An 11,621-nucleotide genomic window follows, 5' to 3' on the forward strand; every position below is an offset into this window, starting at 1 on the left:
CAGATGTACGGCCGCGCGAGTTTCCCTCTCCTCCGCCACCGCATCCTCCTGGGCTGACCACACCCTCCGTCACCACCGACTACGGAACAGACCCGATCGTTATACAGTCCCCAACGACACGGGCTACGGCGTCACCCGCACCTGACGCGACCGCCGACGCAGGACGGTTCACGCTTGCGCGAAGCCTTCGGATTTGTCTCGGAGCGGGTGTCGGACTGTGAGCACCTCGTCGGTCCCTGATTGTTCTCGCAGGTCAGAGCGCCGGCATGGCCCACTCAGGGACTGAAGAGACTGGAAATCTGAAGTGTGTACGCGTGTCAGGCGACGGTGCGCGTGGTGGCACCCGTGCCTCCGCGTTGGGAACGTTCCGTCTTCATCCCAACGTGTCCGGGCTCGACCGTGCGCGGGTCCACAGCTTCACCGGGCGCGCCGGCCCGGTAGAGGCCTTCCGGTTCTGCGTCGCGGTCGTGCGGGAGCAGGTAGAAGACCCGGCGCTTTTGGAGTCCGCTGTCCGGGTCGGCCTCTGCACTGTCGCGTAGCTCGGCGAAGCCGACCATGCGGCCGTCGCGGTAGTAGCGGGGCCTGCCGCGTCGGCGTGGGGTCTTGTCGAGGGCTTGGCGTACGTAGTCGAGCTGTGCGGGGTCCTCGAGCCACACCACCTTGTCCTCGTGGGTGAGATCGCTTGCTTGAAGTAGCGAGCTCATGACCTCGGTCCCCTCTCGGTCTGTCGTACGTGCAGCGCGGTCCGGGCGACCACGCTACCGGGCGTCGCCGGTCGTGGGCTATTGAGCGGTGCAAGCCAGTGTCCGGTGGTCGGCATTTGTTGCGTGTCCATGGTAAGTGGCTGGATGCGGTGGCGGAGTGCATTCACTCTCCGTGTACCCGGTTCGCGGCTGTGTCTCGTCACCTCGGCTCGTCTGCGAGCAGGGCGAGGCCGGGGTAGAACTTCTGGCCGTTGGAGCGCAGCATCTCGCCGGGTGAGGCGATGCCGACCTCGGCGCGGATGCGGGTCGCGAAGGCGCGGGTGGTGGCCGGGCGTAGGCCTTCGCCTTCCTGGCACCAGGTGCTGTAGGCGCGGTAGAGGGCTCCCTGCTCGACCTTGAAGTCGCGGGGCTCCTCGGCACCGTCGCCGTTGGTGCAGCACTCGGTGAGGAAACGGCCGATGTGGTCCTCGGTGGTGGCATAGGCCTGGGTCGCGGTGCGTACGACGGTGGGTCCGGTGAGGGACGGTTTGGTCGTCAGGTAGGCCGTGGCGCCCTGGACCATCCAGTGGAGGATGCCGGGGCCCTCGTGGTTGACGAGTTCTTCTGCAAGGTTGTCGATCTTGCGGTGGTCGGGGACGACCTTGTCGAAGGGGATTAGGCGGATGCGGCGCCAGAAGGCGTGTCCTCCGGTGCCGACTTCGGGCCGGTGGTTTCCGAGCAGCCACAGCTTGTGGGTGGGCTCGAAGCTGAAGTAGTCCTGTCGCATGCGGCGGGCCTTCAGGCGGTCGCCGCCGGTGAGGAGTTTGACGCGGGCTTCGTCGAACTTGTCGTGGGGCTTGAGCTCGCTGCAGACGAAAAGGCGGCGGCCGTGGAGTTCGGTGAGCTCGGTGGAGTGCTCGTTGAACTTGCCGCGCTCCATCAGGAAGCCGGGGGGCGCCACGTCCGCGTAGTCGCCGAGGATCTTGATGACGATGTCCATGAGGGCGGACTTGCCGTTGGCGCCGATGCCGTAGAGGAAGGGCAGGACCTGGCCGCCGACATCGCCGGTGATGGAGTAGCCGAGCAGGAGATGGACGAAGTTGATCATCTCCTTGCCTTTGTCGTCGGCGCCGAACGTCTCCGTCAGGAAGCGGGCGAAGCGCGGGGTCGGGATGGCCTCGGGCGCGAGGAAGGTCGCGCGTGAGTGCAGGTCCCGGAGCGGATCGGGCTTGCGAAGCTCTCCGGTACGCAGGTCGACGACGCCGGCGGGGGTGCAGAGCGCGAACTTGTCGCCGTCGAGGCTGTCGGGGTCCAGGGCGAGCTCCGGGGAGGCCTTGGCCTGGGACAGCATGGCCTTGACCCCGGAGGTCGACATGGCGCGCTTGCGGTGCTGGGTCAGCTCGCGGTCGGTGAAGTGGCCTCGGGGGTCGTGGAGCGGCATCTCCTCGGCCATGTCGCCGGCGGCCCAGATCGCCGCCTTCTCACCGCCGGTGCGCTTCCAGCGGTACTCGTCCCACACGTACCAGCCAAGGCCTTCGACGTGGCGGAAGCGGTGGTTGTGGAGGTGGGCGAAGAGTTTGGCGTTGCCGCGGTCTGTCAGGTTGACGAGGAGGCCGGACTGGACGAAGTCGCCCGGGCGAGGCGTGTATGCGGGGGTGGCGACCTGCTGGGTGGGCAGCTGGGGGGCTCCGGCCGGAGCTCCCGCGGTCTCGGCGGCGAAGGCCGCGAGCTGCTCCGCGGCGGCGTGCGCGTCGAAGCCGGTGCTTCCTGCGCTGCTCATGAACGTCCCTTGGGGTGGATAGGGCGGTGGCTACCGGCGCGGAGCGCGGAGTCGATGGCGAGTTGGTTGCGCCGCTGCCTGTCCGGGCGGGCTGCGTTCGCGGCGTCTGTGAGGAGGTCGGTGCATTCGGGGAGTGTGATGTGGCCGGCGGCTTCGAGGCCTCCGGCGGTGAAGGCTGCCCGGTTGAGCTTCTCGCTGAAGGCGGTGCCCGAGGGTGCGTGGGCGCAGTCCCGGACTTCGGCGAGGAGAGGCCCGAGGATGCGGTGGGCGTCGCCGCCGGCAGGCGGTGTGCTGCGGAAGCGGCCGGGCAGAGGGGACGTTGGCTGCTTGGGGAGAGCTGGGTAGTGGCCTGTGCGAGCGAGTTCGGCGTTGAGCCACAGCGGCAGGGGCGCGGGTGTGCGGGCGCCGGGCAGGGCTTCGTAGATGCCGGTGGGGGTTTTGGTGCCGGGGGCAACGATGTAGCCGCCGGTGGCCCGGATATCAACCTGCCAGGCGAGGGCGGTGCGGGTGCTGCTGCCGGTCGAGGAGCGGATGGCTGGGCTGCCCAGGGGGGCTCGGTACCAGATGTGCAGGCCTCCGCTAGGGGTGCGGACGCGCAGCGTACTGCTGTCCTGGGCCGGGTCGGGGCGTCGGCGCAGGGCTGCGAGGAGGGCGAGGGTGTCGTAGCCGGAGGTCAGTCCGGTCAGGTCCACCCTGTCGTCGACGGGGATGCCGGGCAGCAGGCGCTGGCGGTCTGGTAGCGGTTCCTGGTGTGTGTCGAGATCGATGACGACAAGGCCTGCCGGACCGCAGGAGACGCCGACTCCAAAGTCCGGCTCTTGGCGCCACCAGTCCCTGATGACGTTCGGGTCGGTGGTGGCGGCGTGGAAGCCGTGGCACCACAGTCCGCCGGCCTTGCAGGGGCAGGCTGAGGGCGCGTGGAGTTCATGCCGGCAGCGTGCGCAGTTGCCCGCAGGGGTCTTGGTCCGTGGAGTGAGGGGGTGGACCGGCATTCCTTTGGACGTGAACCAGAGCGCCACTTCAAGGCCGTCACCGCGGCAGTGGTGCCCTGCGCCAACGGCTACCGCTGCTGGCGGCGTTGTGTGGGCTGGCACGTGTGGCTTCCTCGGCGGTGCTGGGTTCGGTTGTGCGGGCTGGTCAAGGCTTCAGTCCTTGCTTCTGGCAGGGACTGAAGGGACCAAACTTTCACAATGCCGGAGCCTAGCGCAGCGACACACTGAAACAGCGAAACCTGCTGCGGGTATTTCGATTCTTCAGTCCCTTGAGTCCCTCGGTAGGGCGTGACCCCCGGGACGGAGTGGTGATTTATGCAGTAATGCCCCATTATCAGGATTGTGGGGTCAGGGGCTGAAGCTGGGTGAGGGCTCAGCCTCCTCATCCGTCGTTGCTCCTGGTCCGGGGGCAGCGACGGAAAGGTCGTCAGACCCTCTTCAGCCCCTGGTCCCTTCGCTTACTACGAAACCTGCTGGTCGGGCAGTCGTCACCAACTCTGGAGGGTCTGAAGGGACTCAACTTTCCAGTTATGACGCAAATACAGAACTACGTATCTACACGCCCGCGCACACACACACGCGCACAAAGGCTGGAAACGTGAACCTTCAGTCCCTTGGGCCCCTGCCCCGCGCCCAGGTTCTACTCTGACCTGCGAAAACAAGAAGGGACTGAGGGACTGAGGGAGCAACCAGCTCAGACTCCTCGGACCCTTCTCATGCCCCGGTAGGGTCTGCGGGCGCACCCCGATGTCACCGGTGTGGAGCGGGACGGCGGGGTGGGCGGGGTGCCGGTGGAGGGGCTGGGGGTTACAGGCTGGCCGTGAAGAGGAGCGCGTTGGGGCTGCTCTTGCTGAGCTTGGACAGAACGTCCTTAGTGGACTCCGATTCCAGGAAGTCGGCGATTTCGGCCGGATCGGCCTTGGGGTGGGCCTGCTTGTAGAGGACGGCGACGCCCGCGACGTGCGGCGAGGCCATCGAGGTGCCGTTCAGGGAGACGGAGCCGCCGCCGAGCTTGGCGGAGAGGATGTCCTCGCCGGGTGCGTAGAGGTCGACGCAGGTGCCCCAGTTGGTGAAGTCGGTCTCCTCGTCGTACTTGTTGCTCGCCGCGACCGTGACCACCTGGTCGGCGGAGGCCGGGGAGACGCCGCAGGCGTTCTTGGCGTATTCGTCACTACCGCCCGAATTCAGACCTGAACGTCCCACCCGGCCCGCCGGGAACCCCGCCAACCGGCTGCAACACCAGTCCTCACCGCGGTCCCGGGCGGTCGGCCACGCGGCCTCGGGCGGAAGGTACAAGTCCCTTGGTAACGGTAAGGTCCTGCGACGGCGAGAGATGTCAGGCAGACACTCAAGGATCACGGGGCATGCCGGCGATGGAGCGACGACTCGGACCCTGCCCACCTGCTACGCCACAGGTTGGCGTCCCGGTCCGGAAGAGGCCTCCGGCCCCTGGCCGATCGTCGGGTCCGGTGCGACAGGACCGCTGAGACAGGGCAGCGATGCCCTCTCGCGGGAGAGGTTGAGCATTCTCAACGGACATTGAGCGCGCGTCCGCGTGCGAGCTGGTGCGCGCCGGGAGCTGCGATGCCTGACGCTGCGGGTCGGCGAAGCCCGCACCGGCTGCGTCATCAGCGTCGAGCACCGGGCGGCGCTCGTCGAACTGGACGGGTTCTCCGGTCCGGGGAAAGCGCTGGGACGTATCCCGCGCGGCGATCTGACCCGCAGGGTCATCGGGCATCCATCCGAAGCCGTGACCGTCGGGCAGCGGCTCACCTTCGAAGTGATAGCCATCGACTGGCAGCAGCAGTGCGTCTGGGCGTCCACTTCAGCGTGTGAGGACCCGGCCCTGCGAGCGTTCCTTCTTGGCCTTCGGCGCGGTGCGACCCATGAGGGTCGGGTGCAGAGCGTCCACAACTTCGGCGTGTTCGTGAACCTCGACGGCGAACCGGACCACTACGACGTCTGGTGTGATCCAGCTGCCGAATCGGCCGCCGACTGCGCCTTCCACGATCTCCCGGGCTCGTTCCTCGTCGATGCCGTTGTAGGCGAGGAACCATCCGAGGACCTGCTTGCAGCGTCCGTACCAGCCGCTCTCGGCCCGCGTCCTGTCGGCCACTACGGTCACCAGCCGCGTGCACGCACGCTCCCAGTGCCAGGGATCCACAGACGATGGGGACACCGCTGAGTGCGACGGTGGAGCCAAGGCGGAGAAGCGCTCCGCCAGATCCTCATTCCAGTCACGCCACTCGAGCAGGGCCGCGACGGCCGTCGGAGCGGTCGTGTCCGCCGTCGTCACGGAATGGCGAGAACAGCACCACACGTCGACGACCCCGCCATCGATGTCGCCCTCACCCACCGACCAGTTCCAACCGCAGGCCCAGCGGCCGTACCGGTTCACCAGGAACTCGGTGACGGGGTCCAGCGAGCGCCACCAGTGCTCTTCGACGGCCTCAGGGCTGGGCAGCAAGGGTGCGACAAGACCGGCCAATGCCTTCGCCGCATCCTCGTCCAGCTCGAACGGATGCCGCAACGGATCAACTTCTGCCCAGGTCAGGGTGCGTGCCCACAGTTCGCTCACCACGCCACTCTGCCGTGCTCACCTGTACGAACTCCAACCCAATAGGGAACGGAGGTGTCACACAGCTGGGAAATGATCTTCAATCAAACGGGAAGCGATCTTCATCGGCTTCTGTCAGGCCTGGTCAGGGCCACTCGTGAGCAGCCCAGGTCGTGCGGCGCCTCGCGGTGTCAGCGGCTCGCGGCGGGCTTCCCTGCGTTGTCGGGCCCGGGGCACGATGGGCTTAGCCCGGGGCGGCGCGATCGGACGGCTCCGGCCCTTGTCTGGGGGGACCATGGCTCAATCCGTGCGACTGATCTGGGCGAACAATCGCGACGACCAGGACGGCGTCACGCTCACCGGGACCGGCTACTCGGAGCCCATCGACCTGACGGAGACGGAGTCGCTGTTCTTCTCCGTTGTCGTCGGCGACCCCCCGGACGACATAGAGCGGCACGATAGTTCGGACCTGGGAGCCCACCTCATCTTGAGGCTCGGTGTCAGCGACGCCGGTGGCACCTGGTTGTACGTCGCTTCGCTGAGACCACGCAAACGCGAGACCCACGGATCGCCGTGGATTCTCGACGAGCCGCCCCACGACCACGTCTCCTTGGGACTGTCGCTTTCCCCCGACGGCAACTACGCCATACCGATGGTTCTCCCGCCCATCGCGGTGATCCGCTGGGACGCCCACCGTGCCGCCTGCGGTCCCCGCTTGCAGCCCGCGTCCTTCGGCAAGACCGTGATCTCCCTGTACGGACGCTGATCGCACCGCCGTCACCTGGGCAAGATCGGTGTCCGGTCTCAGATAAGTCCGGGTGAGGCGGTCCCCTGACCTGCGGTGCCCGGACTTGAGTGAGACGGGTTTCGCGAGGTCGTCTCACTCAAGTCCGGGCAAACGGCCTTCTTGGTCAGATGTGGAGTTCAGGCGGGAAGCCGGTCCAGCGCAGTTCTGCGGGCAGGTGTCGCATGTCGTTGTAGAAGAGCACGGAGGACGGCCTGCCGGGTGCGTATCGGATGGCCGTCAGGGCCGCGTTGCCGTGGTTGAGGCCCATCCAGCGCCACTCGGGTGCGTCGAGGGCGGCTCGGATCAGCCATCCGATGAGGAAGTTGTGGGTGACGACCAGTTCATGGCGGGGGCGATCGCTGTCGACCGGGCCTGTGAACTCTGCAAGTGCCTCCCGGGCCAGTGCGGGCCCGCGGTCGCGTTCCTCCTCGGGAACCTGCGCGAGGAAGTTGAGCATGGCGTCGGCCGCATCCGGCGGAAGCTCCTCCTTCGCAGGGAGGTAGGGGATGTAGTCGCCGGCCAGTTCCGACTGGTGCAGTGGAACGGTGTCAAGTTGTGCGCTGATCAGTGGCACGGGGTACGCCAGGGTCGAAGCGCCGGCACACGGTGTCGGTGCGGCTGAACGACGAGGAGCGGGCACGGTGGGACGAGGCCCGCGCCGAGTCCGGCCGCCGCGAGCTCGGTGCGTGGGTCCGCGCCGTGGTCGAGGACCGCCTCGCCGACGTCGCAGACGGCCAGCCCCCGGGCACAGAGCGGAGGCCGCCGCAGCTGCACCCGGTGTCGCAGGCCGCGTACGACGAGCTGTGCCGGATCGGCGCGAACCTCAACCAGCTCGTGCGGTACTCCCACCAGGACGGCGCGCTCCACCCAGCCATCGAGGGCGTCCTGTTCGAGGTCGGCAACGCCGCCCTCGCGCTGCGGGGCATCGAGCCCATGGACCCCTCGGACCCCGAGTGATCGCCAACATCACCAAGGGCCGGCGCGCGGTCGGCGCGATCCTGTACGACTTCGGCCCCGGCCGCCGCGATGAGCACGTGAACCCGCGGATCGTCGCCGGGAACGTCACAGGCACCCCGATGCAGGTGGCCCGCGCGATCGACCACACGGCCCGGCTCCGCCCCGAGATCACCGCGCCGATCTGGCGGACGTCTCTGTCCCTGCCGGACGAGGACGGGATCCTGCCCGACGGCCAGTGGGCCCGGATCGCCGAGGACTTCATCGTGAGCATGGGCTTCGACAGCGCCCCGTGGGTCGCGGTCCGCCACGGCGACGACCACATCCACCTGACCGTGTCCCGCGTGGATTGGGGAGGGCGGCTGCTCACCGACCGGTGGGACTACGCGCGCGCCCGCCAGGCCGCCGACCGCTTGGAGGAGGAGCACGGCCTGGTCCCCGCACGCGAGCGCTTCCGGCCCGAGGGCCCGCAGGTCCGCAACAACGAGCTAGAGGCCGCCCGCCGGCGCGGCCGCGGACTCGGCGGCCCCCCGCCGGAGCGGGAGGAGCTCCGCCGGATCGTCCGCGAGGTACGGGACGCAAGCCGCGGACTCGGCCGCGCGGCCTTCGAGTCAGGCCTCGCCGACGCCGGAGTCGACTTCCGCGCGAACCTCGCGTCCACGGGCCGGATGAACGGCTACAGCTTCACACTGGCCGGATGGACCGACGGCACCGGCGCCCAGGTGTGGGTGCCGGCCTCCAAGGTCGGCAAGGACTTGCGTTGGGCCGCTCTCGGCCCCGTCCTCGGCGACGGGCCCGCCACGCCGCGGATCCCCGACCCCCGCGCAGCCATCGCCGCCGCCCGCGCGACATCGACCACCCTGCAGGACGGCCCAAGGAACGCCGAGCTCGCCGCGGCCGCCGAGCGCGGAGCCGAGATCCTGCGGCGGGGCCAGGCCGAGCGCGGCCCCGTCCCCGTGCCCGAGCAGCAGCCAGCGGCCCGCTCCACCGACCCGGCCGCCGCCCTCCTCGCCCAGTGGCGGGCCATCGCCGCAGGGCAGCAGCCGCCCGCCGACGAGATCCCGGTGGCGCCTGTGGCGGTCCCGGCCTGGACGGACAAGATGCGCCGGCCTTACGGCAAGTTCAGCAACGAGCGCTTGGCCGCCGCCGTGAAACGGTGCGAGCGGGAGCTCGCCGCCCTGGGCCGGGCCAAGGTCGCCGCGGAGAAGGAGGTCCGCACCGGCGACGCCATCGCCACCGGGCAGATCACCGGCCCCCACGTCCAGGAGCTTCACCGGCGCCTGGCCTGCCTGGAGAAGGCGGAGCCGCACATCACCGCGTTGCAGGACGCGCTGCGTACGGCGAAGGCCGCCGAGCAGGCTGCCACCGAGGCCCGCGCCGTGTGGCGGGAGGCCAACGGCCGAAAGGACATGAGCCGGTGGGCGCTCTGGAAGATGGACACCAGCCGCAGCCAGGAGCAGACCCGGGCCCAGCAGGCGGGCGACGCGATCCAGGAGAACGTCGAGGTTGCCCAGCAGGCCCGCACCGCTGCGTCGAAGGCGGCCGAGCTCGCACGGAAGGAGACCGGCGTGCCCGACCCCGCCGGCGAGCTCAGCCTGCTTCGAGAGGGCTGGACCAGGTTCGTCGGCGACGCCCACGCCCGAGACCAGGCCCACGGCCAGGCCCAGCGGGACACCGGCCAGAGCGACGTCGCCCGGCACATCACCGCCATCACCCAGACACAGGCCCGCCTCGATGCGCTCCGCCAGGAGCAGCAGCTGCGCAAGACCATGGCCGACGGCCAGCGCCGGGCCGAAGGCCGCGCCCGCTCGGCAGCCGCGCAGGCCACCATCCCGAAGACCAGGAAGGCTGGCGCCGCCCGCCGCCTCGATGCGGCGTACGGGACGCCCGGCTACGAACAGGCCGCCTACCGCCCGCCGCCTTCCCCGCCGAGCCGTGGCAGGGGAGGCCCAGGACTATGAGCCGGCGCGTGGGTGCCGGGGGGCTTCGCCCCCCAGACCCCCGCTCCGGTCGGCATCCCCCGACGCGAGCAGGTCTGCGTAGTCGGACCGCCGTTCGCGCCAGGGGACGCCGCCCACCTGCTTCTGTGGTCGGCCCTGTACGGCCGTGATCGTCAACTGGCCATAGGAGTACGGCAATACGGACGGGCCTGTGGTGTAGATCACTCGTGCTGTAGGTCCTGTCGGCATCCGGGTTTCGGCGCCTCCTTCGTGTACTCACCGAGAGGGCTCCTCGCCCTTTCCTAAGTTGCCGAAAGGAGCCGAGTCCTGATGGCTTGGCAATCCCTCCTGGGCAGCGGGTACCTCATGACGCTGGTTGTGCTGGCGTCCGTCTCCGCTGTGGCAAGGGCGTCCTCCCCTGTGGCGTCCTTGCTCGTGGTCGGCTGGCTTCAGATCCGTCTGGAGCAGGAACGCCGTACCACGCTGACCACGCTCGCCGCTGCTCTGCCGCCCGGCAGTTCCGCGGTCGTCTACGACGGGCAGTCGTGGGAGGTCAAGGTGGCTCCGGCCCCCGATCGTCTCCTTGTCGTCCCGTACGGCCAGGTGCGATGACTGTCCCGAACCCGGTTGCAGGGGCCCCTGGCCCGGGACCCCTGCCGCACACCGTCCTTGAGGCCACCGTCGAGAAATACCACTTGGATTTCCTCAGGTCCGCTAGACGCCATGCCAACGGAAATCTCGATCTGGGTGCGGACGTACTTCAGCAGACATACGAAAACATCCTCAAGCGAATTGCCAAGGGCAAGGATATCCCTTCGGATCCAATTGCGCTGAAGAAGTGCATTCATAAGTCGATCGGTAATGTGGCAAAGGATGCTTACAAGACTTATGGGAGCAAGGTTGTTCCCCAGGGTCTGGAGAATCCGTATCAGATGGATGAGTCTGATGAGGGAAACCCTGAGGAGCTTCTTCTTCTTCTTCTTCTTGACGCCGCGTACAGTGAAATCGCGGTTCAGGTCAAGATTCTCCTCAACAAGCTGCCGGAAAAGCAGCGCGAGGTTGTGAATCTCATGTTCTGGGAACAGAAAACTAAGGAGGAGGTGGCCGAGGAACTGGCAGTGACGGTTGGCTCGGTGACTCGCTACCTCTACGCAGCGAAAGAAAACCTGAAGAAGGAAGCGGCGAACATCCTGAAGGAGGTGGTCGTGTGAACTACGGGGAACTGCGTCTCGTCGATGAACTGCACCGCCTCGACCAAGTTGCGGCCGAGCTGATCCGCTTCGTGCTGGATCAGTACCTGACGGAGTCGGCATCCCCACGGACGCCTGCAGTAGAAGACGTGAGCGAGCAGGCCGGCCGCCTTATGGCGGCCGGCCGCCCCGGCATGCCCAAAAGCCAGACAGATGCTGGGAAGCTTGATTCGGCAAGAGAAGAACTTGACCTCTTGGTCGGAAAGAAAGATAGGAAGCCCAGGGATGTGCGTCGTGTTGCCGAGATCCTAGAAGTGTTGGGTCTCGATTATGAGGCGTATGAAGTATGGTCGCTGGCAGCGGAAATGGGCGATCCGGATGCCGTCGACTATCTGGCAATCCTAAACAAAGAGCGCGCCTACAGTGAGATTAGGCGTATTGAGGTTGAGGCACTTGGACTTCAACGTGAACTCGGAAGTTCGGTAAGCGTTCGGAATTTGGCGGATGGTGCAGTGGCTATCCGTATTGCAAACGGCTCTGCAGTGGTCAGTGCCACTGCTACCGGCTCGTTGTTTTCCGAATGGGAGGCTTCGCTGCTGACATAAAGGAAGCTGGGATTTGTTCTGCCGAGAACTACTCAGCTCTGAGACCGCGTTTGAGATCTGCCGTGTCCCGTTACTGGGGCGTTCGTTGAGCTCGTCGTGAGTGGTGTTGGGGGTGGGTATCCGTCGGACCTGG

General features: G+C 67.5%; 12 protein-coding genes and 1 pseudogene. 7 read left to right on the forward strand and 6 right to left on the reverse strand.

Translation table 11 applies throughout. The annotated features are described in order from the left end of the window. Positions 1-317 precede the first annotated feature (317 nt). The 4 genes from ACFW2G_RS32105 to ACFW2G_RS32120 all read right to left on the reverse strand — a co-directional run bounded on the left by ACFW2G_RS32105 (position 318) and on the right by ACFW2G_RS32120 (position 4,658). The gene (locus tag ACFW2G_RS32105) at positions 318-704 is read right to left on the reverse strand and encodes a DUF6009 family protein (protein WP_384585435.1); all 387 of its coding nucleotides are present in this window, start codon (positions 702-704) and stop codon (positions 318-320) included. Positions 705-903: 199 nt separating this feature from the next. After that, the gene (locus tag ACFW2G_RS32110; RefSeq protein ID WP_384585438.1) at positions 904-2,463 is read right to left on the reverse strand and encodes a phage/plasmid primase, P4 family; all 1,560 of its coding nucleotides are present in this window, start codon (positions 2,461-2,463) and stop codon (positions 904-906) included. Then, a complete protein-coding gene (locus tag ACFW2G_RS32115) occupies positions 2,460-3,482 on the reverse strand; it encodes a bifunctional DNA primase/polymerase (RefSeq protein WP_384585441.1) in 1,023 nt (340 codons plus the stop codon). The genes ACFW2G_RS32110 and ACFW2G_RS32115 overlap by 4 nt, the downstream gene beginning before the upstream one ends. A gap of 780 nt (positions 3,483-4,262) precedes the next feature. After that, positions 4,263-4,658 (reverse strand): S8 family serine peptidase, encoded by a 396-nt coding sequence (locus tag ACFW2G_RS32120; RefSeq protein ID WP_384585444.1) that lies wholly within the window; start codon positions 4,656-4,658, stop codon positions 4,263-4,265. A 352-nt stretch (positions 4,659-5,010) separates the two neighbouring features. Here ACFW2G_RS32120 and ACFW2G_RS32125 point away from each other — a divergent pair. After that, positions 5,011-5,241: pseudogene (locus ACFW2G_RS32125) on the forward strand (S1 RNA-binding domain-containing protein); the annotation flags it as partial. A gap of 39 nt (positions 5,242-5,280) precedes the next feature. On the opposite strand, the gene ACFW2G_RS32130 reads toward ACFW2G_RS32125, so the two are convergent. Further along, positions 5,281-6,033 carry a hypothetical protein gene (locus ACFW2G_RS32130; protein WP_384585447.1) on the reverse strand — a complete coding sequence of 251 codons (753 nt, stop codon included), beginning with the start codon at positions 6,031-6,033 and terminating at the stop codon, positions 5,281-5,283. Between the two features lie 274 nt (positions 6,034-6,307). On the opposite strand from ACFW2G_RS32130, the gene ACFW2G_RS32135 reads away from it, so the two are divergent. Continuing rightward, entirely contained in the window at positions 6,308-6,778 is a 471-nt protein-coding gene (locus ACFW2G_RS32135) for a hypothetical protein (RefSeq protein ID WP_384585450.1), read from the forward strand. 145 nt (positions 6,779-6,923) lie between these two features. Here the strand turns inward: ACFW2G_RS32135 and ACFW2G_RS32140 are convergent, their stop codons facing one another. Next, positions 6,924-7,529 carry a histidine phosphatase family protein gene (locus tag ACFW2G_RS32140; RefSeq protein WP_384585467.1) on the reverse strand — a complete coding sequence of 202 codons (606 nt, stop codon included), beginning with the start codon at positions 7,527-7,529 and terminating at the stop codon, positions 6,924-6,926. Here ACFW2G_RS32140 and ACFW2G_RS32145 point away from each other — a divergent pair. The 5 genes from ACFW2G_RS32145 to ACFW2G_RS32165 all read left to right on the forward strand — a co-directional run bounded on the left by ACFW2G_RS32145 (position 7,412) and on the right by ACFW2G_RS32165 (position 11,488). Further along, on the forward strand, positions 7,412-7,756 hold the full coding sequence (locus ACFW2G_RS32145) for a hypothetical protein (protein WP_384585453.1): 345 nt from the start codon (positions 7,412-7,414) through the stop codon (positions 7,754-7,756). The genes ACFW2G_RS32140 and ACFW2G_RS32145 overlap by 118 nt on opposite strands. Continuing rightward, complete coding sequence (locus ACFW2G_RS32150) at positions 7,753-9,714, forward strand: relaxase/mobilization nuclease domain-containing protein (protein ID WP_384585456.1); 1,962 nt, start codon at positions 7,753-7,755, stop codon at positions 9,712-9,714. The genes ACFW2G_RS32145 and ACFW2G_RS32150 overlap by 4 nt, the downstream gene beginning before the upstream one ends. Before the next feature lie 309 nt (positions 9,715-10,023). After that, the gene (locus ACFW2G_RS32155; protein WP_384585458.1) at positions 10,024-10,305 is read left to right on the forward strand and encodes a hypothetical protein; all 282 of its coding nucleotides are present in this window, start codon (positions 10,024-10,026) and stop codon (positions 10,303-10,305) included. Then, the gene (locus ACFW2G_RS32160; RefSeq protein WP_384585461.1) at positions 10,302-10,904 is read left to right on the forward strand and encodes an RNA polymerase sigma factor; all 603 of its coding nucleotides are present in this window, start codon (positions 10,302-10,304) and stop codon (positions 10,902-10,904) included. The genes ACFW2G_RS32155 and ACFW2G_RS32160 overlap by 4 nt, the downstream gene beginning before the upstream one ends. Further along, positions 10,901-11,488 carry a hypothetical protein gene (locus tag ACFW2G_RS32165; RefSeq protein ID WP_384585464.1) on the forward strand — a complete coding sequence of 196 codons (588 nt, stop codon included), beginning with the start codon at positions 10,901-10,903 and terminating at the stop codon, positions 11,486-11,488. Before ACFW2G_RS32160 ends, ACFW2G_RS32165 begins: the two co-directional genes overlap by 4 nt. Positions 11,489-11,621 lie beyond the last annotated feature (133 nt).

It is taken from the genome of Streptomyces sp. NPDC058880 (genome assembly GCF_042742535.1).
Taxonomy (GTDB): Bacteria; Actinomycetota; Actinomycetes; order Streptomycetales; family Streptomycetaceae; genus Streptomyces.